Genomic DNA, 24,019 nt, shown 5'->3' on the forward strand with positions numbered 1-24,019 from the left:
CAGAACCGGAAAACTGCCAGTGCACCGCAGGGTGGAGTGAAGCCAGCAGCGCCCCGGTCCCGCGCTGGGCGAGAGTCGTCGCCGCGCGCGCTCGCTCCACGTCGAGTGCCGCTTGCATCCGGTCCGTGTGGGGGGCGATGGCGACATCGTGATAGGCAGCCAGGCCCTCGGTAACGGCTCCCAATGCCTCCTGGTCGCCCTGGGCCAGACCGCTCACCCATCCGGGTAGCCGATGGCGGGTGCGGAGTCGATCCAGGTCGTCCGCGATCCGTCTGCGGGGAGTGGCGCGGATCGCGGCCAGTGCGGCGGGTACCACCGTGGACTCGCGGTAAGGCGTGAGGAAATCCGGAACCCATCCGCGAGAGGGGACGAGATCCCACAACAGCCGGACCTCGCTCGGCAGTCGCCCGCGCAGACCCCGCCGCCACGGCCCGAACCGACGCTCCTGATCGGTTCGGCACAGCATCTGCAGGCTCATCACCGTCTCGCAGTTCCTGGGCAACGCCTCAGCGACGAGCACGACCCTCGCGAGATCGTCAGCAGTGAAATGCAGCCGCAGCATCCGTCCCCCGTCCGCACCCCGGCCTGTCGGAGCACGGCCATCATCAGCCGCCAGCGCCCACCCGGTCCAGGGCAGTTTCGGCCGGAGCCGAAGTGGTTCGACGCGGCCGCCGAACGCACGGTGCACTGTCGTTGGGCTCAGACGGCGCCGGCCTGGCCGGGTCTTCATTTTCCTTGCGCTTTTCCCTGCTCCTTCCCCTTCCGCCTCCTCCGCCCCGTCACCCTTCCGTGTGAATCCGACAGTGCGTCCTATACGGGTGTGGCAGGCGGAGCTACCGTCGTTCACAGGGGAGTTGCACGTACACACACGGGGGGTCGCGGTGACTGTTGTTGTCACGTTCACGGGCCGGGCGCAGTTACCCGGGGCCGGTTCCGGCTACCAGGTCTGGTCGTACCGGGTCGAGCCGTCCAGTCCGGGAGAATTGACCGTCGGGCAGCAGGTCGCGCTGGCCTTTCCCGACGACACCGATGTGCAGGATCCGTCGGGATACCCGGGTGTCCCGCAGCTCGCGGGCACGTTCGTACAGCGTCACGCGGATTCTGGCCGCGTGTACGCGGGCCGATCGGTCACGACGCCGGGTGCGCAAACCATTTCGTTCGTCGCCCCAGTCGGCGAGGCCCGCAGTGAGGTGCAGTTACTGACGCGCGCTCCCGCCGCACAGTGGACGCCCCAGCCCTACGCCACGGGTGCGGGCGGGGTGCCCGGCACCGTGCACTCGCTGGCAGCACCGGTGCGCAGTGCGATCCCGCCGGTGTTCAACGGCCGTCCGGCGGCCGACTTCTTAGGCTCGCTCCCGTACGCGAGCGAGCTGTTCGGGGTCTATCAACCCCTGGCGGGATGGTTCGGCCGACAAGCTTCACTCCGGGCCGCCGCCGAACCGGCGTTCTCGGCCGATGCCTTGCCCGAGGGCGTCGCGGCGGCCACCCAGGGTGTGCTGTCCCCGGTGGGTCTTGTGAACCTGTTCCGGGAATACTTCTTCGAGTTCGACACCTTCCTCGGCCCGCCGGCCGGCCATCTGTGGATCAGCCCCGGCGGCACCGTCGAGGTCGTGGAGACGAGCACCCGGCGCACGCTCGTGGAGAAAGTGACCGAGCAGTCGGAGGAAACCTCTCGCAAGGTCGAGGAGAGTCTGACCCAACAGGACGACGTGGCCGACGCCGTCAAGGAGGACAACGCCAACGACACCAAGCTCGGGGTGAGCGCCAACGGCGGGGTGGACACCCCCGTCTACCACGCCAACGCGAGTGCGAGCTTCAACCTGGAGACCACGGTCAAGCGGTCCTCGGAGCAGACGCACAAGCACACCCGCACGCAGAGCTCAAAGGTCACCAGTGAGATCAAGCGGAATTTCAAGACCTCGTTCCGTACGGTCACCGAGTCCACCGACACAACCAGTCGTCGCTACGTCGTGCAGAACACCACCGACCGCCTCGTCAACTACGAGCTGCGCCGCAAGATGCGGAAGGTCGGCGTGCAGGTGCAGCACATCGGGGCGCGGTTGAGCTGGCAGGTGTACATGGAGGATCCCGGCCGGGATCTCGGCATGGGGGAACTGGTCCACGTTGTCCCTGCGCCCGACCTCACCTCCCTCAAGAAGCCCGATGCGCTGCCGTATCCGACATCCCAGCAGCTGACCTACCACTTGTCCGTGCCGTTCGTCCTCTACCAGGGCGACGATCACGATGCGGGCGACACGTACCAGACCGAGCAGGAGAACATCGATCACGGCATCTTCAAGCCCGATGTCGGCACCAACGACATCATCCAGTTCCGGTTCGACTACCCGCTGCCGCCGCCCCCACCGGGTTTCGCCCTGAGCCGGATCGGCTCGCTGGACTTTCACGGCGCCCAGGTCAGGTACACCGTCGATGCGCCCGACCTGCTGCCCAATCCGAACCCCGCCACGAACAACCTCACCGTCCGCCTCACCTACGCCAACTTCGGCGGCAGCAAGTTCATGCCGTTCGACGCCGTCATGGTCTACGAGCCGACGAAGGAGGCGAAGGACGCGGTCGACAAAGCCAACGGCGATGCGAAGGCGGCTTACGACGCGCAGGTCGCGGAACTTCAGCGCGAGGCGTACGCCAACGCGGTGCGCGATCGCCTCAAGGTGGTCAGCAGCTCCCGTCCGCGTCCCTCGGGGGATCTGCGCAGCGAGGAGCGACAGACCGTCTACGGCAACCTCGTCCGCAACCTGGAGATCTTCGCGGATGACCATCTGGGCTCCGAACTGATCCGGCAGATCTTCGATGTCGACGAGATGCTGTACTTCGTCGCGCCCGACTTCTGGAAGGCCAAGCTGCCCGTTCCGTCGGCGGGCACCGGCACGCTCGGTCGCTATCCCGTACCCAAGCCCCCGTGGGAGTCCGCGGGCCCACCCGCCGATCTCACCGGCCAGACCGTCGCCGGCTGGTACACCCGCACCGACGCGCAGAACGCGTCGGGCCGCCAGGAGCAGCCCGACCCGCGGTGGCGCAGTGACTACTTGATTACCGAGCAGACCCAACCGGCTCCCAACGGCAGCTCGCTGGGCTGGCTGATCCAGATCGACGGGGACGTGCGTCGCAACGAGTTCCTCAACGCGGCGTGGGCCAAGGCAGTTCTGCCGGTGCGGCCGGGCCAGGAACTCGCGGCGCTCGCCTGGCTGTCGGATGCCAAGGTCGAGGGCGAGTCATCCCTGGAAACCCCTTATGTGATGCAGCCGGGCGATCCCGCCGACTGGCAGGGAAAGACATTCCGTCAGGTGCTCCAGGTCCTGGCCACCGCCCTTGAGGCGTCCAACACCGACATCGCGAGCACCCGCGCGACGGAGAAGGTGTTCGAGACCGGGTTCGATCCGCTGGACGGCGGGTTCCGCCCCGCCGCGCCCTACCAGGTCTTCGACCAGTGGACGGAGGTGCTGCCGACCGACCAGATCGTGGCCGTGGACGTCGACTACGACCCCAGGACGGGGCAGCAGCTGTGAGTGGCGTGGCGGTGGCCGTCCTCGATGCAAATGGTGTCCCGGTGGAGAGCGCGATGGTCGTGCTCGACAGCACCACGGCCGTCACCGGCCCCGACGGCACCATCACGCTGGACAGGGATCCGGCGACCGGCCGCACGCTCGTGGTGTCCCATCCGTTCCACGTCACCGAGCGTGTCGAATTCCGGGGCGGCATCCGCCAAGGCACCTGGAACAACGCCCTCGTACAGCGAACGGCGGCCGCAGAACGCACCCTGCTGACCGTCCGCCTCGGCCGGTGCGCCGCGGCCCCGACCGTGCTGATGCCCGACCAGGAGGTCGCCAAGCTGGCCGCCGCCGGCGGCGATCCCCATGCCGCGATCCTGTTCAAGCCGCCTCGCCACCCCGACCTGTCGGCCTACCGGTACCACTGGCACGACCCCCTCGCGGTCGAGCTCGCCGAGCCGGTCCTGCTGCCGGACAAGGCGCCGCCCTCCGGCACGGTCGGCTGGCGGCGCTTCCAGAGCAAACCCGCACAACCACCCGCCGACACCGCGGCTCTGGGCCGGTTTTTCTGGCTCCTGTATCCCGCCGCGCCCGCCGACCCCCAGTACGCCGTAGCGGTCTGGTCGCCGAACATCAACCACGGCACTCCGCTCGACGCGCTCGACATGGTCGTGTTCTACACACCGCACACCGGCGCGTACTCCGCCCGCTACCCCTTCGGCATCACCAAGGGGGCGAGCCCCGGCGACCAGGCATACATGTCCCTCGGCACGAAATACCTGATGCAGGAGTACGGATTCGCGTACAACCTCGCCGCGCGGCGCCGCCAGGCCGTGGCCGTCATGCCGATCTGCAAGGCGGGCGACTGGGGACCGTTCACCTCCGCCGAGGGCCTGTTCCGGCTATGCCGCGAGGTGGCGCTGTTCCTGCACCGCGAGTGCCGCTCGAGCAACCTCGGCCTGACCACCCTCGGCGGACTCGACCGCACCATGTGGCTTGCCGGCGGCTCACTCCGCTCCCCCGGAGCCGGCGTGTGGGCGTCGGACTTCGGCGTGCCGCCGCGCCCCGGCCGGGTGGTGGTCAGCGGCTTCAGCACCGGGATCGCCCCGGTGAAATCCGTCATGGGCAAGTGGACGCTGCAGGGCTTCCCGCAGCGCTACTGGGGCTGCCCAACCAGTCCTGGCGCCTCGGGAGGCGGCAGCGCCGAGGCCGCGTTCGGCGCCGCTTGGCAGGAGGTGTGGGACCTCGACGGTTTCCACCCGGCCACGGGGGGCTGGGCCAACTACCTCGATCTGCTCGGCGGTTGGTACCGACCCGGCGGCGCCCGCACACTGCGGCTGATCCACTCGAGCGGGCGCGTGCCACCCGATCCCAAAACCAGCGACCACCCGCTGTTCAGAAGGCTGCGCGGCGAGGGAGTGACGGTCGACCGCACGGTCCCCGCCACGCGGGGTATCGGCGGGGCCCGCGAACTGCACGGTCAGGCATGGTCCGTCATCGAACTGGACGACGCCTACATCGGCAACGACCCGGCCGTCGGCACACCGTTCCTCGCTGACGCGCACCACGCCACACCCAAGGTGGGTTTCAGCCACTGCGCTGCTCTCAGCCCGCTAGGGGTGCCCGCCGGAAACTAACCGACGGAAACGAAGCCGGTGCCCTGGCCTTGCGCGGCGGGTACCGGCTTCTTCGTGGTCCGGTGGCGGGGCGGGGCTGCCGCATGGTTCGCCTATGGACCGCGGATCCGAGAAAACGGAAGTAAATGCTCCGGAATCTCCGCGCAGTAACACACCACGGTCGGAGTCGGGCTCCCGTCGGGGGCGCGGCTCCGACCCCGCTTCACGCCGAGACCAGAGAGGCGCCGCCGCATGAGCGTGACCGCGGTCGTGGCGATGGTGAACAAGCCGGTGCTGCGGCCCTCCTACCACCACGTGTTCTCTACCAGCTACCTCTCGCTGATCTCGATCACCATATTCGCGGCGGCGATCCCCTGCATCATCGTGCACGAGGGATTTCATGCGCTGGCCGGGCGCCGGCTGGGTCTGCCCTCGACGCTCGGGATCGGTCGGCGGCTGTATTTCCTCGTTGCGGAGACCCGGCTGGACTCCCTGTTCAGCGTGGAAAGGCGGCGGCGATATCTGCCGTTCCTCGCGGGGATGCTGGTCCGTCCCGACCGCGGACACCTGGGCGGACGGCGAGCTTCCGCCGCCGCCGGAATCGGACCTCGACGTGCGGTGTCACCGCCGGCTGCGCGGGCCGTACACCGGCGCCGGATTCCTGCTGCGACGTGTCGTGCCCGAACTGCTGGAGAAAGACGCCGAGATGGTGGCGGCGCGGGCGACCGAGGTCATCGCCATCGCTCCGGAACTCACCTCGATCGTCCCGACGCCGCCGCAGACGCTCACCAACCTCGCCGACGCCAAGGAACGCACCCGGTTCTACTCCGCGACGCGCGCGCTGCGCATCGCCCACGGTGTTGCGGAGCTGTTGATGGAACGGGCCCGCGTCAAGCATCCTGGCGGAGTGGTCATCGCGTTCCAGGACTCGGCCGACGCCGACCCCACCGACCGCGACCTGGTAAGAGTCCTGCTGCGCCGCTGCGACCCCGGCCTGCTGACCGTGGTCGTGGACAACGCCATTGCCGCGGAGACCGGCGGCGTCACTGACGACCCTCTGGGGCGGGCCCTGGCCGCCGGCGCGCTACGCGTCACGTCGCGGCCCCGCGCCCAGTCGCAACTGCCGCCCGGCGCCGACCACGCACAGCTGTTCATCGATTCCGACGGCATCAGCCGGGACCCGTCCTTCCTTCGCGCCTACGCCGACCTGCCGCCGCAGGAGCGGGCCCGCCCGCACACCGCCCGCGCAGGGGAACTGACCGCCCTCGGCGAACCGACCCTGCGGCTCGGGGCCATCCCCTACCGCCTGGAGCACGGGACCGACCCGGCCGGCGCCGGAGTGGAGGCTTTCGTCGCGGCCGTCAACGAGTGCTTCGCGGTGGGCTTCTACGAGGCGGTAGTGGAGCTCGCACTGCGCGGGCGCAGGCTCGTCTCGGGTGCCGAGCGGCCGAAGGCGTACTGGAACTGCACCCACAAGGTCGGCGCGTGTCTTTCCTACCTGGGGCGGGCCGAGGAAGCCATCGGCTACTTCGAGGAGATGCGGCGTGGCTCCACCGGCCCCGACATCCATATGGGCACGAGCCACCTGATGACGATGCTCTACACCCGCTTCCTGCGCAAGGACATCCACGACGAGGATCTGGCGCTGTCCTGGGCCAACACCGCGATCTCGATCGCCGACCTCCACCCGGATCCGAACCGGCGCGTGCTGGTCATGGCATTCATGCGCAACGCACGGGCCCTCGTCGAGTTGCACCGGGCGAACATCGACGGCGCCCTGGCGCTCGTGGACGAGGCGATGGAGATCACCGACTCCGACTTCGGGCCGGACGAGCAACTCCTGGACCGTTCCGTGCTGTTGTACAACCGTGCTCAGGTTCAAGGCGCCCGCGGGGACCATGCCGCCTCGCTGCTGGACTACGACGAGGCAATCCGCCGCGATCCAGACTACGGCGACTACTACTTCGAACGCGCCGCGCAACACCGCGCCGTCGGCCGGCACCCGCAGGCCCTCGAGGACTACGCCACCGCGATCCGGCTGAGCCCCCGCCCTTCCACGAGGCACACTTCAACCGGGCGGATCTGCTGCGGGAACTGGGAGAGGACGACGCCGCGTTGCTCGATCTGGACTACGCGCTCGACGTCGAGCCCGACCACGTCGACTCGCTCCTCAACCGCGCCGACCTGCTCCTGGCGCGCGGTGAGGTGGAGCGGGCCCGCACCGACATCGATCAGGGCCTGGCCCTGGATCCGCGCAACGCACACCTGTTGGCCGCGCGGGGGCAGCTGCTCGCGGACTGCGACGACACCGAGGCCGCATACGCGAGCTACACCGCCGCCCTGCGGGAAGACCCGGCCTTCGTCGCGGCATGGGCCAACCGCGCCGTGCTGGCATACTCCACAGGCTGGCCCGCACAAGCGGTCGACGACCTCGACCGGACGATCCGGATCACGGATGACGCCGCTCTGCGGGCCAACCGCGCCGTCGCGCTGCAGCACGTCGGTGACCACCAACGCGCCATCGAGGATCTCGACATCGCCGTCGCCGTCGTCGGCGGCCTGGATCCCGACCTGCTCTACCGGCGCGGCGTCAGCCGCTACGCGTTGGACGACACCGACGGCGCTCTCGCGGCTGGCGAGCGCACCTCGCCGCATTCGGACCCGGCGAGAGCTCGCCGTATGTCAAGGAGATCCAACTGCAGGAAGGGGACCTGATGACCGGGGCCGGGACGCAGGAGGGTGCGATGTGAGGGCGACGGTGGCCCCTGCAGGCCTCGCTGGCGCAGGCGAGGTATTCCCTCGAAGTCAGCTTCCGGGTCGGCCTGGAATGGCACGGATCGCGAACAGGGATCGCCACGCCGAAATCCCTGCGAGCGTGTTCCCCCGGGCGACGTGGCCCCCTTCGACGCCTTCGGGCCATTCCAGAAGTGTCGGGATGAGGCCAAGAGGGAGGCGGGGGTTGGCGGCGGCTCGACGGACGCGGGCTTCCGGGTCGGGCCGGGATCTGGCCGTCGCGTGGTGAACCTCGGGCGGGCCGGTCAGGCCCGCAGCACCCGGACACCGCGCTCGACGATGGCCTGCTCCTGTGCCTCGTCGAGGCCGTCGTCGGTGACGAGGTCGTCGATGTCGGCGAGCGGGCAGATCTCCGCGAAGGTCACCCGGCCGATCTTGGTGCTGTCCGCGACGACCACGGAGCGCGCACTGCTGCGCAGGAATGCCCGGTCGGTGTGGGCCTCCATCTCGTCGTGCGTGGTGCAGCCCTCGCTCGGGGTCAGGCCGTCCACACCGATGAAGGCGATGTCCAGGTTGTACTGGGCGAGCATCCGCTCGGCAGCCGGCCCCACCAGTTCGTAGCTGGCCGTCCGGGCGTTCCCGCCGACGACCACGAGACGGATCTCGGACCGGGCGATCAGATCGGCGGCGATGTTGACCGCGTTGGTGACGACGGTGATGCCGCTTCGCTCGCCCAGCGCACGGGCGATCTCCGTGACCGTGGTGCCCCCGGTCATACCCACCACCGCTCCGTCCGGGACCAGGCGCGCCGCGGCGAGAGCGATCCGCCGCTTCTCGGACTGCTGGCGTCCCGCACGGTGGCGCAACGGCAGCTCCAGATTGAACGTGCCGGTCACCGCGCCGCCGCGGGTGCGGTGGAGGAGTCCCTGCTCGTGCAGCGTCTGCAGATCGCGCCGGACCGTCGCCCCCGACACCCCGAGCAGCTCGGTGAGCACATGGACGTCGGCACTGCCCTCCTTGGAAACGTGATCAAGGATACGGGCGATTCTGTCAACTTTGAGCATGAGGGGAGTCTAGCTCCAGGTCAGAGCAGTGAGATGAGCAATCCTGTCGGCGGCACGGCGGGCGGCAGGGGGGTCCGTGGCGTTGGACATCGCCGCGGACCCCTCAGGTGGAGCCGATCGCCGTCAGGTCAGGAGGCCGGCGGTGTGGCGACGGGAGCTGCCCAGCTCTGGTTGGTCTGGATCGAGCTGGGGGCGGTTCCGCAGGTGTACAGGTCGATGGGCGTACCGCTCGTGGTCGTCGCCCCTCCGTAGACGTCGAGGCACGTGGCGGTGCCGCTGAGTTTGAGGTTTCCGTCCCGGTTGTACGTCCAGGTCTGGGATCCGGCGGCGGATCCGCACGGGGCGACACCGGCCCACCGACCGGACTTCCCGTTGATCGCTCCGGTCGTCGTACCGCTCTGGGCGGTCAGGCAGAGGTTCGAGTTACCGGACTGCAGCAGCTGGATCGTGCCGTCGGAGTTGCGCCGCCACTGCTGGTTGGAACCGCCGGTGCAAGGATAGAGGTCGACCGGGTTGTTGGTGACGGTGCCGGAGCGGTAGTTGTCCAGGCACAGGGACGTCTTGCCCCAGTTATCACGGGAAGCGGTGATCTGTCCGCTCGGGGTGAAGCTGCCGCAGCCGGCCTGAGGAGCGATTTTGAGCATCGCGTTGTCGTGCGCGCCGAGTGTGAGCGGCACCGAGCCCGTCGAGGTGCTGCTGCTGTGCGCCCACAGGTCGCGGACGTCGTAGCCGCAGCCGGCGGTGGTGAAGCCGAGGCCGGCGAGTGAGAGCGAGTAGTTCGTGGCCGCGGAACTCTTGTTGAGCACGACCACGGCCTTGCTGCCGTCGGCCAGGGGCTTGAGGACGACATCGACACCGCTGGCGGCAGCCGGTGAGCCGTCGGTGTTGGCCGCGCCACCGGAGACGCGGTAACCGCCGGCGCCCAGCGGGTCCTGGTCCACCGCGATCACGTCGGAGTTGCCCAGAATCGCGACGGACGCGTTCAGGTGCGCGGCTTCCGCGGGATGGGCGGTGATGTACGACGGCTGGAACTTGCGGGCATCCGTGCTGATCACCAGTGGTGCGGCGAGTGCGGAGAACAGCGCCATCTGGCTGCGTTCTTCGGCGGTCGTCATGCCGTTGTCGCCGATCAGCAACATATCGGCGTCGTTCCAGTTGCCCGGCCCCTGGTAACGGCTGAGCTCCAGGGTGTTGTCGAAGCTCTGGTACGCGCCGAAGTTGTAGCCGGCCAACGGCACGTTCCACGGATTCTTGCCGTCACCGTAGTTCCAGATGTCCGGGCCCACCCGCCAGAGCTGGCCGAGCCCGCGCACCCAGTTCATCGAGGCGAACTTCGTGGAGCCGTTCCCGTATCCGGCCGGGGCGGAGATGTTGAACGTGATGTTGGGCGTCGCCCTGCCGCCGTTGGCCGCCGAGGTGACCGCGGTCCTCAGGTCGTTGGACATGCGGGTGTCGAGTATCTGGACCGGCTCCTGGTCGCCGCAGTTGTCGTACTTGAGCTGGTCGACACCCCAGAAGACGAAGGAGTTGGCGTCGTTCTGCTCGTAGTACTCGCTGCCGTTGGGCAGGTTGGATGCCGTCGGTGTGGCGGTGCTGCAGGTGTGCGTGCCGGAGGTCTCGTAGATGCCGAACTTCGCACCGAGGCCGTGCAGGTAGTCGCCGTAGGCGGTCAGCTCGTAGTCGAAGCCGGGTTGCTTGGTGGTGTCGCGGACGTCGGTGGCGCCGCCCCAGTTGAGCCCGCCGTGCAGGTAGCCGGAGCTGTTGCGATACATCCAGCAGTCGTCGACGGTGATCGTCCGGTACCCCTTGGCGATCAGGCCGGTGTCGGACAGGCCCTTGGCGTTGTCCTTCATGTACTGCTGGAAGGAGTAGTCCAGCCGGCTGGAGCCGTCCAGCGGCGCCTGGGGCGCACACGTCGCACGGGACCAGTTGTTGAAGCCCATCGGCGGCAGAGCGGCGATCGGCGTGCTGGGCGTCGCCGCGGACGAGTAGTTCGCCGCCTGCTGGTTCTCGCCGTCATTCGCGGCGGCCGGGCCGGTGCCCAGGAAACAGCCGGCGGGTATCAGGGCCGCGCTCAGGAACGCGGTGAGCGGTCTGCGGAGGAGTCTGCTTGCCACGATGGGTGGCTCCTTCGGGGTGGGGGGTCGCCGTACGGCACGGGCAGTCGGGGCGCTACGAGCGATTGACATAATCTGCTCAAAGTTGCCACTGCGTCAACAATTACGCGCAATCGAATATCGTCTGCGGCGCAAGCCGCCGGACCCGCGGCAGCAACCGGCGCCGCGCCCCTCCACCTGGGCAGGGCACCCTCACGGCCTGGTGGTTCGCAACATTCAGGTAACGGCTACTGGACCTGGGCGCCCAGCTCGTGAATACTCCGCGACACCGCAGAGTTGCTCACATTTGCTCGATCAGCACATCATTGAGTCAGATTCGAGCATCCATGGCCCGAATGCCGTCATCACCACCTCTGAAGGAAGCGTCGCATGCCCAGCGCCACCCCCTCCCGTACCTCCGTCGAGATAGCCACCCAGCCCGCCTGCTGGCGGCAGGCGTCCCGATCGCTCCCCGCCCATGCCGCCGCCCTCCCCCGCCGGGGCGAGCGCGTGGCGGTCGTCGGCTGCGGCACCTCCTGGTTCATGGCCCAGTCCTACGCGGCGCTGCGCGAGAGCGGCGGCCATGGCGAGACCGACGCCTTCGCCGCCTCGGAGTTTCCGGGCGGGCGCCGCTACGACCGGATCCTCGCGATCTCCCGTTCCGGCACCACGACCGAAGTGCTGGACCTGCTCGGCCGGGCGCGCGACGCGGCGGTGCCCACGTCCGCGATCACCGCCGACCCCGTGACTCCCGTGATGACGGCGGCCGACTCCCTGGTGGTTCTGGATTTCGCCGATGAGGAATCGGTCGTGCAGACCCGGTTCGCCACCACCGTGCTCGCCCTGCTCCGTGCCCATCTGGAGGCCGAGGATGCGCTGCCGCCAGGCGTACGGTCCCTCGCCGAGGCCGCCCGGGACGCCGAACGGGCCGTCTCCGAGCAACTGGCGGCCGAGGTGTGCGGAGCCGAGCAGTTCACCTTCCTCGGCACCGGCTGGACTTACGGTCTGGCGCTGGAGGCGGGGCTGAAGATGCGAGAGGCCGCGGGCGCGTGGACCGAGGCGTACCCGGCCATGGAGTACCGGCACGGACCGATCAGCATCACCGGGCCGGGACGCGTGGCGTGGATGTTCGGCTCGCTGCCGCAGGGTCTCGCGGACGATGTCGCCCGGGTCGGCGGCACGCTGGTCGCCCAGTCCCAGAACGGGGCCGGACACCTCGACCCGCTGGCCGACCTCGTGCGCGCCCAGCGACTGGCCGTCGCCATCGCCGAGTCCCGCGACTACGACCCGGACCGGCCGCGCAACCTCACCCGATCGGTCGTCCTGGAAGGCCACCATGCGTGAGGGCCACGACGCGGGCGAGTGCGTGATCGCCTTGGACGTCGGCGGCACCGGCATCAAGGGGGCGCTCCTCGACCGGGAACTGCTGCTGGCGACCGTGCGCCGGCCGACGCCCCGGGCCTCGGGGCCGGAAGCGGTGGTGGACGCCGTCACCGAGACGCTTCGAGCCCTCGCCCGGCAGGCCGGCGACGAAGGACTGCTGGTCCGCAGGGTCGGCGTCGTCGTCCCCGGCCTCGTGAACGAGGACGTCGCCCACGCCGTCTACTCCGCCAACATCGGCTGGCGCGACCTCCCGCTCGCGCAGCTTCTCGAACGGCGCACCGGGCTCCCCGTGACGCTGGGGCACGACGTCCGTGCCGGAGGGCTCGCGGAGTGTGTCCTGGGAGCGGCCCGCGGCGCCCGCGATGTGCTCTTCGTGGCCATCGGCACCGGAGTCGCCGCTGCCGTCATCAGTGACGGGCGGCCCGTTCAGGCCGGCGGCCACGCGGGCGAACTCGGCCACGTGGTCGTCGATCCCGGCGGCGCGAAGTGTCAGTGCGGCGGCCGCGGATGCCTGGAGACGGTGGCATCGGCGGTCGCGATCAGGGCAGCCTTCACCGCTCGGTCCGGCCGTGCCGTCCAGGGCGCCGACGAGGTGTCCGCTCTCGTGGCACAGGGCGACACCGACGCCATCGCGGTCTGGGACCGTGCGGTCGACGCGCTTGCGTCGGCCCTGGCGACGGCGTCCTCGCTCCTCGGCCCTGAGCTGGTCGTCCTCGGCGGCGGCCTCGCCCAGGCGGGCGACGTTCTCCTGAAACCGGTCCGTGCCCGCCTGGCCCAGCGGCTGACGTTCCAGCGCCGGCCGGCCGTCGTGCGCGCGGCACTGGGCGACATGGCCGGCTGCCTGGGCGCCGGTCTGTACGCGTGGCAGGCCGTCGACTCCGCCACGCGCGTCGCCGGAACCGGAACAGGAGCCGTGGAATTCGCCATGCGCGGCGCCACGGCCGGTTCGGCGGGGGGCGGGTCCCGGTGATCCTGACCGTCACGCTCAATGCGGCCCTCGACGTCACCTACATTGTCGACAACCTCGTGCCCAGTACCTCGCACCGCGTCGACACCGTGCACGAGCGCGCCGGTGGCAAGGGCATCAACGTCGCCCGGGTGCTCTCCGCCCTGGGCTGGCCGGCGGTCGTGACCGGCCTTTCCGGCGGCGACACCGGCGACCGGCTGCGCGGCGAATTACGAGCAGTCGGCCTGCGGGACGAACTGGTTCCCGTGGCGGGCGAATCACGGCGCACCCTCACGGTCGTCTCCCGCGAGGACGGTGACGCCACCGTGTTCAACCAGACGGGACCGCTCGTGACGACCGACGAGTGGGAAGCCTTCACCGCGCAGTACGCACGACTGCTGCGCGACGCCGACGTCGTCGTACTCTCCGGCAGCCTTCCACCGGGCCTGCCGACCGACGCGTACGCACACCTCGTCGCCCTTGCCCACGAGGGAGGCGTCGCCGCGATCCTGGACACGAGCGGACCCGCGCTGCGTGACGCGCTGGCCGTCGGCCCCGACGTGGTCAAGCCCAACGCCGATGAACTCGCCGCCGTCACCGGACGCCAGGACATCGCGGCCGCGGCGGCCGGCCTGCGGGCGATGGGCGCCCGCACCGTCGTGGCCTCTCGCGGTCCCGACGGGCTGCACGCGATCACCCCGCGAGGCACCTGGCGTGCCACGCCTCCCGAGCGGCTGACCGGCAACCCGACCGGTGCGGGCGACGCCTGCGTCGCAGCGCTCGCGGCAGGGATCGCCACCGGCGCACCGTGGCCCGCCATCCTGTGCGAGGCCGTCGCCCTGTCGGCTGCGGCCGTCCTGCGTCCTACGGCAGGCGACTTCGATACCGACGCCTACCGCCGTTTCCGTACCACCGTTCCCGTGGAGGAAGTCCATGCCGCTCGCAGCCACCCATGAGATCGCCGCCGACTCGGCCGCGAGGACCGTGGGGGTAGGTGCTTTCAATGTCATCCAGCTGGAGCACGCCCAGGCCATCGTCGCCGGCGCCGAGGCGGCCGGACGTCCGGTGATCCTGCAGATCAGCGAGAACACCGCCCGCTACCACGGCTCCCTCGAACCGATCGGCCTCGCCTCCCTGGCCATCGCGCGGGCCGCGAGCGTCCCGGTGGCCGTCCATCTCGACCACGCGGAATCCGCCGGCCTCGTGCACGAGGCGGTGGAACTCGGCTTCACCTCGGTCATGTTCGACGGCGCCAAGTTCCCCTATGCCGAGAATGTCGCCGCCACCCGGGAGATCACGGCCCATTGCCACAGCCGGAAGGTGTGGGTCGAGGCCGAGCTCGGCGAGGTCGGCGGCAAGGACGGTGCCCATGCCCCGGGAGTCCGCACCGATCCGGACGAGGCACGTGACTTCGTCGCCGCCACCGGGGTCGACGCTCTCGCCGTGGCGGTGGGCAGCTCCCATGCGATGCACACCAGGGACGCCGTCCTCGACTTCGACCTGATCACCCGTCTGCGTGACGCCGTGAGCGTCCCTCTCGTCCTGCACGGCTCCTCCGGAGTCGGCGACGAGGACCTCATCCGGGCGGTCGCGGCGGGAATGACGAAGGTCAACATCTCCACCCACCTCAACAAGGCGTTCACCCGGGTGGTCCGGGCGTATCTCGACGCCGATGCCGGGGTGTCCGACACCCGCAAGTACCTCGGTCCGGCCCGGGACTCGGTCGCGGTGGAGGTCGCACGCCTGTTGCGGGTTCTGGCCGGCGGATCCTGAACAGGGTGCGACGGACGCCTCTCCATCTGCAGATGTAGACGACGACGCGCCAGGTGCCCTCGCAGTCGTGGCCGGTGGCCGGCAGCTCCACCATGGGTTCGCTGGTCGCTCGCTGGAAAGCGGCCTTTACCGCGCGGGTGGCCGGGTCGCCGCCGATCCACGTGAGCACCTGACGGTAGGCCGCGCTTTCGCAGTCCCAGAAGACGTTGGCCGGCCGCAGTTCTGGTGGCCGGCCCACATCGGTGACCGGTAGGTCCTACAGGTGCCTGATGGCGGCGTCGCCGTCCAAGGGGCTCCACGCCCGCTGAAGGGACTCTTACGGCTTCGGGATGCAGTGGCCAGCGCGGCTACAGGACGCCCGGAACGGGCGGGTCGTAGCCGCGCTGCCACGCGGACGGTGTGCCGCGGTCAGCCCCCGGCCGGGAGGTCGTAGACGTGGTCCGGGGTGGCGATGGAGGTGATCGCTCGGGCGAAGAGGGTGCTCGGCTCAAAGCCGTTGTGCAGGATGTCGGTGTTGAGCAGGACCACCATCGTGGCGTCCTGCTTCGGCAGGTACATCGTCACGCTCTCGTAGCCGGGCAGCGAGCCGTTGTGCCCGATCCAGCCGTGGGTCTGGAAGAGGCCCAGGCCGTACCCGGCGCCGTCGAAACCGGGTACGGGGATGAATTTCTCCCGCTGCTTCTGGGTGGCCGGGGAGAGCAGGGTGCCGGTGGCGACCACCTTGGCCCAGTGGTGCAGGTCGTGCAGATCGGAGATCATCGCGCCCGCCGCCCAGCCCCAGCTCGGGTTCCAGTGCGTCGTGTCGGCGATCGCGCCCGTCAGCGTCTGGTTCGTGTACCCGTGCGCGTGCGGCTCCGGAAACTCCGCGCCCTGCGGGAACAGCGTGTGGTGCAGGTGGGCCGGCCCGGTGACGCGTTGGTGGATGAAGTCGGCGAGCGGCATCTTGCCGAGCTTCTCCACGACCAGGCCGAGCAGGATGTAGTTGGTGTTGGAGTACTGGAACTTCGCACCCGGGGCGAAGACGTTCGGGTGGCGGAAGGCGTACGCCAGCAGCTCCTGCGGGGTGAACGGGCGGGTCGGGTCGCTGAGCAGGGCTTGTACGAAGTCCGGATCGGCGCTGTACGAGAACAGGCCGCTGCGCATCTCCGCCAGCTGCCGGATGGTGATGTGGTTGCCGTCGGGGACGCCGTCGATGTAGGCGGAGATCGGGTCGTCCAGCTTGACCAGCCCGTCGTCGACCAGTTCCAGGACGGCGGTGGCGGTGAAGGTCTTGGTCTCGCTGCCGATCCGCATGTTGAGGCCGGGCGTCATCGGCGCGTGGGTCACGGTGTTGGCCACCCCGGACGACCGGACGTAACTTCCGCGGCCGGGCAGCCACAGGCCGACGGTCACGCCGGGGACGCCGGTCTCCTTGCGGGCGCGCTCGATCGCCTCGTCGAGGCGGGCCACGAGCGCGGGATCCAGGCCGTGGGGCGGGCAGTCTTTTACGTCCGGGTCGGCGGTGGCGACGGCGGCCGTCGGCGGGGCGGCCTGGGCCGGGGACGCGGTCAGGGAAAGGGGTGCCAGGGTGGAGAGGGCGAGCAGGGCGGTGGCGAGTCGGCGGGTGGGGGCACGGCGCGCATGGCAGGACGTCTCTTTCGGTGTGAGGGGACCTAGCCAGGCAACGTCACCACTCGCCCTGGCCCCGGACCCCGCGTTCACGGACACCGCCCGGCGAGTCCACCCGTACGGACGCGGCCGGTCCGGATCGCCGCGGACCGGGCTCATCCACCGCCGTGATCAACGGTGAGCAAGTCCCCGAGAGACGTACCGCGGCGTCCTCTTCGACGCTTCAATGTTCCGCCTGTTGATGCGAGCGATTCAGCAGGACCCCTCGAGATGGTTGACCCTGCAGTAGGCGGTACTGCCGGTCGGCTGCTCACCGCATTGCGTGCCGCCCACGCGGACATGATCGCCGCCGCCGGGCGCGGCTACGACCTCACCGGCCGACGGCGAGTCCAGGTTGTTGGGTGCCCGCCGGCGTCTTGCCCACTCCTGCGCACTTGCCTGCACCGTCGTTGAGGATCTGCTGGAAGGTCGAGCCGGGGCTGGTGGCCACGGTCAACCCGCACAGATCGGTGAGCTGGGTGACTTTGTTGAGGCCGAGGCTCTTGGCGCTGAGGAAGGACTGGCCGTCGGTGAGGTAGCTGGCGAAGTCCACCACCTTCTCGCGTGTCTCGGTGACGCCGAAGTTGCCCTGGCCGACGTCGAACTTGCCGTTCTGCACGCCCGGGATGATCGTCACGAAGGTGCCGTGCTCCTCCTTCCAGTTCACGCCCAGCACCTTGGCGACGGCGTTGCGCAAATCGGCCGCGGTCGTCATCATGGAGGGCGAGGGAACATCCCGGGGGGCCGACGACGCGGAACGTCGAATCCGGGCCGGCGCCTACGCGTCAGGGGTCCCGGAGAACGGATCCCTCCCATGGACCTGATCCTCCTCACGGTGGATGCCGTACTCGGCGTCCTCGCCTCCGCTCTGGCCCTGTCAGGGGAGATTTTTCGCGCGCGACAGCGCGGAGCGGCGGACACACAGCCCAACTGCCCTCAGGGATACGTACAGCTCCCCTCTCCATGCGGCTGCGCACGGCGGGGGTGCCCGGCCCTCAGTAGGACGGTGGCCAGCGCCTGGCCCATCGGCCCGAGGCCGATGACGGTGACGGTGACGGTGACGGTGGCAGGCGATGGGATCAGGGAATGGCTCATCTGGTGCTCCGGTTCAAAGATGGGGAATTGATCGGTGGTCAGCTGGAAATGGGAGGGCTGGGACGTGGTCGAGCAGTCACACGTCTGTGGAGTTGGTGCTGCGGTGGATGTCATCGAGGGGAAGTGGAAGACGTTCATCCTTTGGGTGCTCGCCGAGCGGCCGCGGCGCTTCGGCGAGGCGAGGCGGCTGCTGCCGGGTATCAGCGAGAAGGTGCTGACGCAGCAGTTGCGCGAGTTGGAGACGGACGGGGTCGTCCACCGTGAGGTCTACGACGAGGTGCCGCCGAGAGTGGAGTACTCGCTGACCTCCAAGGGTGTCCTGCTCTACGAGGCCTTGGAGGTCCTGGACACCTGGGGCAGGCAGCACTTGGAGATGAGGTCGATGGTGATCGGAGGGCTTGGCGCGCCTCTACCAGGCTCGTCCCTGGACTCGATTTGATCAAGCACGCACTTGAAGGTGGGTGCGTACCTCCAGGTCAGTCTCAACTTCCGTTGGAGCTGGACCCCTGGAGACCGGGGCGTCAGAGCCCAGAGACCGGCCCAGTGTCGAACCTGCCGATGGTGGCGGCCAGGCCGGGCCATGACCACGAGCCCAGGACGAGCCGGCAGCGGTTCGGGCCGAGTTCTTCGACGAGTCCGTCGCGGGTGTAGCGGGACACGGCGGCGGCGGGTAGGTCGAGGATCAGCGTCCGCCCCAGGTGACGAGGTGGTGGCCTGCCGGGTCCGGCGGGGTGCCCCGGCGCCCAGCGCCCAGGTGCGGCGGGCGCGCTGCGCGGCGTCCCGTACCGGCATTCCGCCCGCTTACACCCGTGATGTGGCCGGCCGGCCCGCCGCGTCTGGCCTGGCCGAGGCCGTGCTCAGGCAGGCCGCCCTGAACGGTAAGGGTGACCGAGCAGGCCCCAGGAGGCGGCGCCGAGTGCCAGCGCGACCACGGCGGACGCGCCCAGGGTGGCCCGGGCGCGGACGGACCGAGGACGCAACCGATGCCCGAGGTCCCGGATCCGGGCGAGAGCCCGACGCCGCATCTCCTGTGGAAGGAGCCCGCGCAAGACCGGGCCCTGCCGATCCTGTCGACCGCGACGTTCAGCCACCGTCGGCTGCCAATCGGTAGCCCGCACCGCGGATGGTCTCCACCGCGGCCCGTCCGAACGGTGCGTCGATCTTCCGGCGCAGTGCGCTGACATGGACCTCGACGACGTTCAGATCACCTTCGTAAGCGGTGTCCCAGACCTGTTCCAGGATCTCCCGCTTGGGCACCACTTCCCCGGCCCGCCGGGCCAGGTGCACCAGGACGGCGAATTCGCGCGAGGTCAACCGGGCTTCGGTCCCGCTGTGGGTACATCGCTGCCTTGCCGGGTTGATCACCAGGTCACCGAACTCCATGATCTGCGGGCTGCGGCGGCCAGTGCGCCGGATGAGGGCGCGCAGGCAGGCGACCAGGACGACGTAGGAGAAGGACTGGAGAGGAAGTCGTCCGCGCCGGTGTCGAGGGCCTCCGCCTCGTCGTACTCGCCGTCCTTCGCGGTGAGCATCAAAATGCCCGACTCGCAGCCCGTCGCGCGCAGCCGGGCGCAGACCCGGTAGCCGTTGAGGCCAGGCAGCATGATGTCGAGCACGATGGCGTCGTAGTCGTGCTCACCGGCCAGCCACAACCCTTGCGGGCCGTCGTGGGCGACGTCCACAGAGAAGCCCTCGGCCTGCAGCCCGCGTTGCAGAGCCGCGGCCAGCCGCCGCTCGTCCTCGACCACCAGTACGCGCATGAGGTCTAGGGTCTCAGGTCGCGCCACCGGGTTGCTGAAGAGTTCTTCAGGTGGCTTCAGCGGAGCTTCAGCGGAGCTTCAGCATCCTCCTCTCAGGATCTACCGGAGGCGGGCGGAGTGCCCGAAGAATGCAAGGAGCAGCCAGATGACTCAGTCCCATCCCCAGCCCCCCGAGCACCCCACGGGCCCGGATGAAGCGGCTGCCGACACGGTCGATACACCGGCGAGGCGCCGCAGCCGACTCGTCCGGCTGACCCGTCATGGGCGTACGCGGTGGGTGGCTCTCGGTCTTGTGGTGCTGATCGGCGGCGATGGAGCAGCAGCTGTGGCGGCGGCGGAGCACGGCCACGAGGAGCGCACCGGGGGCGGGTACTCCGCCGAGGACCGCGGATCCCGCCAAGGAAAGGAATCGGAGGACGGCCGGACCGGGTCGAAGACTGACAAGAGCGGTGATTTTGGCCGAAAGGGACATGAGACCTCCTCGGAAGGATCCGCGCAGGCCCCCGCGCCGCTGCCCACGCTTCCCGCCACGCAGGCCGTGGACAAGGCGACGGCAGCCGTGTCCGGCGGCAAGGTCGAATCGCTGCGGGTAGTGGTTCAGCAAGGCGGCGGAAGCGCTTGGCAGGCCGTGGTGCTCGGCCCCGACGGGGTGCGGCACGCCGTGGCCCTGGCCGGCAATGACGGCACGGTCACCAGCAACACCGTCGACGCAGAGGTACCCAACACCCTCCGCTGACCACAAACGGCACACGCGTAACAGAGACCCCGGGTCCGCATGGAGCGGCCCGGTACGCGGCGGTACCCGACGGGCTTCTCGCGCGGCGCGACCGGCACCTGCGGGAGCAGCGGCGGGCCACGGGCCCGGATCCGACCACCACTGTGGTGCCGGCCGGGGTACGGGCGACTCTCCGTACCTTTTCCGTCCGGCAGGCCGACGGTGGCCGGCATTCGCGCCTGCTTGCCCTGCCTCCCTGCCTGCTCCTCGGGTGCCCGCCGGGGGATGGGGAACGATCTGTGGGTGCCGCTTCCAGGTGCCGGTGGCGGCACCCACTGACTGGCGCGACCACCTCGGACGCGAAGCCTCACATGTGTGGAGTTGTTGCCCGGCTACCGGTTGGTGTTGGTGTTGGTGTTGGTGTCGGTGTCGGGCCGGGCCGGGCCGGGTCCGGTGGCGGCGGGCAGGAGGCGGCGGACGAGGGGATGTCAGCATCCGCCCGGAACGCCACCCACCACCCACACCCCAGGAACAAAAGAACGGGCAGGGCCGAGGCGTCGCTCAGCTCACGTTCAACGCCGTGTCATCGACGACGAACGACGTCTGGGACCGGTAGTCCTCCTTGCCGGTGAACTTCAGGGTGATGTTCTGTCCGGCGTAGGGCGCCAGGCTGAAGCTGCGCTGCGCGTATCCGGTGTTGTGGTTGAGGTTGGAGTACGTGGCCAGCGTGGACAGCACCGTGCCTGAGCTGTTGAGCACCTGCAGGCTCAGGGTGTCGTAGGCCTTCGTCGTGGTGGTTTCCGCCGTGTCGATGTGCAGCCAGAAGTTGACGTTGTAGTTGGCGCACCCCGTCGGCAGGGTGATCGACTGCGACAGCGTGTCCGTGGTGGTGGTGCCGTAGCCGTCCAGCCAGGCGTCCCAACTCCCGGAGTGCGGGGGTTCGGTCGACGAATTGCTGATCACGCCGCTGCTCGCCGACCACGGTGACGCGGTACCGGTCTCGAAACCGGGGTTGCCCAGCAACTGCCGCGGCGCGCAGCCGCCGGTCGGCGTGGCATTGGCCTCGTTGCTCTGCGCGCCCTCGCCGAGGGAGTTCACGGCGCTGACCTTGTAGTAGTACGTCTGGCCGTTGGTGAGACCGGTGTCGGTGCACGAGAGCACGGTGCCCAGGGCGCTGCAGCCGCCCGACGTCAGGAGGGTCTCCGTGCCCGGGGACGTGCCGCGGTACACCTTGTACGACGTGATGGACACGCCTCCATTGCTGGCCGGAGCCGTCCAGCTCAGGGAGTTCTGGCCGTTGCCGGCGCTCGCGGTCAGGCCCGTGGGTGCGCCCGGCGGCGTCCCCGCGATGGGCGAGGCCGTGACGGTGACGCTCGACGAGGCCGTCTTCGCCGGCGAAGAGCCGTCCGTGACCGTGAGGGTCGCGGTGTAGGTCCCGGCGGAGTTGTACGTGTGGCCCGGGTTCTGGACGGTGCTCGTCGCCGACCCGTCACCGAAGTTCCAGCTGTAGGAGTAAGGCGGCGAGCCGCCGCTGGCGGTGCCGGCGAACGACACGCCAAGAGGCGAGTTACCGGATGTCGGCGAGGCGGAGGCCGTGGCCGACAGCGGGGTGGCGCCTTGGAGCCACAGGTCCTCCAGGGGGTCGCCGAGGCCCGCCTGGTCGGCGGTCGTCATGGGGAACGTCGACAGGCCGATAGTGTTGTTGGGGTCGATGACGCCGGGGTGGACCTTCTCCATCACCCGCTCCATCGCGGCCAGCACGTTGTCCGTCGTGTACGCGACGTGGCTGACGTAGTGCTGCTTCATGTAGGTCGGTGAGGCCACGATGACGGTCGGTACGCGGTAGGTGTTGCTGATGTGGTCCGGGCCGTTGCTGCCGTTCTGGGTGTCGTCCTCGGTGACCACGACGAGCGTGTTGTCCTTGTAGGTCGCGTTGTTCATGATGGAGTCGACGACCTGCTTGGTGACGGCGTCGTTCGTCGGGATGTCCTGGTACGTGCCGGGATGGTCGTTGAACAGCTCGACGTAGGAGTAGGTCGGCAGACCGTTCGTCGAGACGAAGTTCAGGTAGTCGTTCGCGATGGTCTGGTCGGGGTCGTTCTGGCCGCAGCAGGTGTAGTGGTTGTAGTTGAGCTCCTCCGGGATATTCGTGCCGGGCCGGTTGACCGGCAGCGCCTCGATGGCGTTGGTGGCCGGGTTGCGCCAGTAGCCGCTGCCGTTGTTGAGCATCCAGTAGAAGTCGCCGTTCATGATGAACGGGTACGTGCCGTTGGGGCCGCCCTTGAGGAAACGGTCGAACTGTGTCCCGGTGGCGGCAGGGTAGGACTGCTGCTGCGAGCTGGAGGACGACTGGCCCGAGAACAGCCACCAGTGGTTGGGGCCGCTCGGGGGCTGGGTGCCCGTGCTGTAGGTGTCCATGAGCGCGTAGGTCTTGGCCAGGGCATGGAGGTTGGGCACGGAGCTGATGTGGTTCGTGCTCTGCACCGAGCCTTTGCAGCCGGCCTGGACCGTGGTGGCGCAGTCACCGAGGTAGTCGTCGAAGGTGTGGTTCTCCCGGTAGAGGACCACGATGTGTGTGAACGGCGGGAAGTACGGGGCGAGCGGATTGGTGGCCGCTTGCGCCGCCGCCCTCGTCTGCGCCGACCCACCCGTTCCCGCCGGCCCGGCCGGCCGCTGGTTGCCCACACGGAAGTCGTGCGGCTGCGGGAACTTCGCGAACTCCACGCCCGGCGCGGCGAACTTGGCGCCGGTGCAGTCGTAGTCGTCAGGCTTGTAGCCTTGCGGACGCGCGCCCTGGGGAAGATCCTTGGCGTCGCCTGGGTCGGCGCTGGGGTTCCAGTTCTTGAGGGTGCACGAGCCGACACCCGTCGCCGGATGAGCGGCCCCGCCTGCGGCCTGACTCGTCGACAGGCCCACAGGAGCGGCGAACAGACTTATCGAGAGAACGGCGGCCACGATGCCAACGCTCCCCAACTTCCTGACCATGAAACTGCCTCCGGAAGAGTCGCGAAGTTTACATGACACGACTCCCCCATGCTCCGGCGGGCCGAGCGCAGCGTAAAGAGCCCGGAGCATTCTTTGCCGAGTCATTCACTCCCCGGTCGTTCAAAGTTCTGGCCGCTGAAGCATTCGCTCACCTCGACGAGGCATCACCCGCGGCGTACGGAGTGGAGTTTCTCGGATGTGGTCGCAACCTCGAGGGGTGTCGCACGTCTGGTGGGTTGAAGGCGCCCTTCAGCTGTTGTTCCAGACCGTGTTTCCGTCACTTCCTCGGGAGAATCTCATGTCTTTGCACGCCAAGCGGAACTACCGCCCCCGCCCCCGGGTCCTGGGTACCGTCACCGGTGTCGCGCTGCTGCTGGGCGGCGGCTTCGCCGCGCAGGCCGTCGCCGACTCCGGCGTGAGGCCGGCCCCCGCCGCGCCGAAGGTCGCCACGACCGGGGACGCAGCCCCGGAGGCCGCGTCGAAGCCCGGCGTCTCGAAGCCCACCGGTACCCCGAAGGTCGTCGATGCGGGCAAGCCGGCCGATGCGGGCAAGCCCGGCGCAGGGCCCGCCCCGGCCGAGAATGCGCCCCGGGTTATCCAGCCGGGCAGCGGAGTCCAGAAGTAGCAGCAGCGGCAGCACCACGGGGCGGGCCGGCCTTTCCGCAGGCCCGCCCGCCCCTCCCGCAACGGATCGAGG

General features: G+C 69.3%; 17 protein-coding genes and 2 pseudogenes. 10 read left to right on the forward strand and 9 right to left on the reverse strand.

The features are described 5' to 3' along the window. Positions 1-881: 881 nt before the first annotated feature. Together QMK24_RS23675 and QMK24_RS23680 are read left to right on the forward strand one after the other, a co-directional pair. Positions 882-3,527, forward strand: a complete 2,646-nt coding sequence (locus tag QMK24_RS23675; protein WP_283468671.1) for a hypothetical protein — start codon at positions 882-884, stop codon at positions 3,525-3,527. Between the two features lie 41 nt (positions 3,528-3,568). Next, complete coding sequence (locus tag QMK24_RS23680) at positions 3,569-5,146, forward strand: hypothetical protein (RefSeq protein WP_283468674.1); 1,578 nt, start codon at positions 3,569-3,571, stop codon at positions 5,144-5,146. Between the two features lie 1,063 nt (positions 5,147-6,209). Here the strand turns inward: QMK24_RS23680 and QMK24_RS23685 are convergent. Further along, complete coding sequence (locus QMK24_RS23685) at positions 6,210-7,127, reverse strand: hypothetical protein (protein WP_283468748.1); 918 nt, start codon at positions 7,125-7,127, stop codon at positions 6,210-6,212. Positions 7,128-7,207: 80 nt separating this feature from the next. On the opposite strand from QMK24_RS23685, the gene QMK24_RS23690 reads away from it, so the two are divergent. Next, positions 7,208-7,840 (forward strand): tetratricopeptide repeat protein, encoded by a 633-nt coding sequence (locus QMK24_RS23690; protein WP_283468740.1) that lies wholly within the window; start codon positions 7,208-7,210, stop codon positions 7,838-7,840. A 323-nt stretch (positions 7,841-8,163) separates the two neighbouring features. On the opposite strand, the gene QMK24_RS23695 is transcribed toward QMK24_RS23690, so the two are convergent. Together QMK24_RS23695 and QMK24_RS23700 are read right to left on the reverse strand one after the other, a co-directional pair. Further along, a complete protein-coding gene (locus QMK24_RS23695) occupies positions 8,164-8,922 on the reverse strand; it encodes a DeoR/GlpR family DNA-binding transcription regulator (protein WP_283468677.1) in 759 nt (252 codons plus the stop codon). A gap of 128 nt (positions 8,923-9,050) precedes the next feature. Next, positions 9,051-11,039 (reverse strand): alpha-galactosidase, encoded by a 1,989-nt coding sequence (locus QMK24_RS23700; RefSeq protein WP_283468681.1) that lies wholly within the window; start codon positions 11,037-11,039, stop codon positions 9,051-9,053. Positions 11,040-11,408: 369 nt separating this feature from the next. Between QMK24_RS23700 and QMK24_RS23705 the strand changes: the two genes are divergently transcribed. The 4 genes from QMK24_RS23705 to QMK24_RS23720 are packed head-to-tail and all read left to right on the forward strand — an operon-like array spanning position 11,409 to position 15,120. Further along, positions 11,409-12,362 carry an SIS domain-containing protein gene (locus QMK24_RS23705; protein ID WP_283468682.1) on the forward strand — a complete coding sequence of 318 codons (954 nt, stop codon included), beginning with the start codon at positions 11,409-11,411 and terminating at the stop codon, positions 12,360-12,362. Beyond that, positions 12,355-13,371 (forward strand): ROK family protein, encoded by a 1,017-nt coding sequence (locus tag QMK24_RS23710; RefSeq protein WP_283468683.1) that lies wholly within the window; start codon positions 12,355-12,357, stop codon positions 13,369-13,371. Before QMK24_RS23705 ends, QMK24_RS23710 begins: the two co-directional genes overlap by 8 nt. After that, positions 13,368-14,303: a 1-phosphofructokinase family hexose kinase gene (locus tag QMK24_RS23715; RefSeq protein ID WP_283468684.1), complete on the forward strand. Its 936-nt coding sequence runs from the start codon at positions 13,368-13,370 to the stop codon at positions 14,301-14,303. Before QMK24_RS23710 ends, QMK24_RS23715 begins: the two co-directional genes overlap by 4 nt. After that, complete coding sequence (locus QMK24_RS23720) at positions 14,281-15,120, forward strand: class II fructose-bisphosphate aldolase (RefSeq protein ID WP_283468686.1); 840 nt, start codon at positions 14,281-14,283, stop codon at positions 15,118-15,120. The genes QMK24_RS23715 and QMK24_RS23720 overlap by 23 nt, the downstream gene beginning before the upstream one ends. Before the next feature lie 408 nt (positions 15,121-15,528). Here QMK24_RS23720 and QMK24_RS23725 read toward each other — a convergent pair whose 3' ends face one another. The 3 genes from QMK24_RS23725 to QMK24_RS23735 form a co-directional block, all read right to left on the reverse strand. Further along, on the reverse strand, positions 15,529-16,704 hold the full coding sequence (locus tag QMK24_RS23725) for a serine hydrolase domain-containing protein (protein WP_283468743.1): 1,176 nt from the start codon (positions 16,702-16,704) through the stop codon (positions 15,529-15,531). Between the two features lie 394 nt (positions 16,705-17,098). After that, entirely contained in the window at positions 17,099-17,485 is a 387-nt protein-coding gene (locus tag QMK24_RS23730) for a transporter substrate-binding domain-containing protein (protein ID WP_283468688.1), read from the reverse strand. A gap of 218 nt (positions 17,486-17,703) precedes the next feature. Further along, complete coding sequence (locus QMK24_RS23735; protein WP_283468690.1) at positions 17,704-17,862, reverse strand: hypothetical protein; 159 nt, start codon at positions 17,860-17,862, stop codon at positions 17,704-17,706. Between the two features lie 34 nt (positions 17,863-17,896). On the opposite strand from QMK24_RS23735, the gene QMK24_RS23740 reads away from it, so the two are divergent. Next, complete coding sequence (locus QMK24_RS23740) at positions 17,897-18,301, forward strand: winged helix-turn-helix transcriptional regulator (protein WP_283468691.1); 405 nt, start codon at positions 17,897-17,899, stop codon at positions 18,299-18,301. 106 nt (positions 18,302-18,407) lie between these two features. Here the strand turns inward: QMK24_RS23740 and QMK24_RS23745 are convergent. Together QMK24_RS23745 and QMK24_RS23750 are read right to left on the reverse strand one after the other, a co-directional pair. Then, positions 18,408-18,548, reverse strand: a pseudogene (locus QMK24_RS23745) (transcriptional regulator); the annotation flags it as partial. 397 nt (positions 18,549-18,945) lie between these two features. Beyond that, positions 18,946-19,622, reverse strand: a pseudogene (locus tag QMK24_RS23750) (response regulator transcription factor). A gap of 145 nt (positions 19,623-19,767) precedes the next feature. Here QMK24_RS23750 and QMK24_RS23755 point away from each other — a divergent pair. Further along, positions 19,768-20,358: a hypothetical protein gene (locus QMK24_RS23755; protein ID WP_283468693.1), complete on the forward strand. Its 591-nt coding sequence runs from the start codon at positions 19,768-19,770 to the stop codon at positions 20,356-20,358. 540 nt (positions 20,359-20,898) lie between these two features. Here the strand turns inward: QMK24_RS23755 and QMK24_RS23765 are convergent. Next, a complete protein-coding gene (locus QMK24_RS23765; RefSeq protein ID WP_349361998.1) occupies positions 20,899-23,292 on the reverse strand; it encodes an alkaline phosphatase family protein in 2,394 nt (797 codons plus the stop codon). 328 nt (positions 23,293-23,620) lie between these two features. On the opposite strand from QMK24_RS23765, the gene QMK24_RS23770 reads away from it, so the two are divergent. Then, positions 23,621-23,947, forward strand: coding sequence for a hypothetical protein (locus QMK24_RS23770; RefSeq protein ID WP_283468695.1), 327 nt, complete (start codon positions 23,621-23,623; stop codon positions 23,945-23,947). The last annotated feature ends 72 nt before the right edge of the window (positions 23,948-24,019 follow it).

It is taken from the genome of Streptomyces sp. PH10-H1 (assembly GCF_030063355.1).
GTDB lineage: Bacteria > Actinomycetota > Actinomycetes > Streptomycetales > Streptomycetaceae > Actinacidiphila.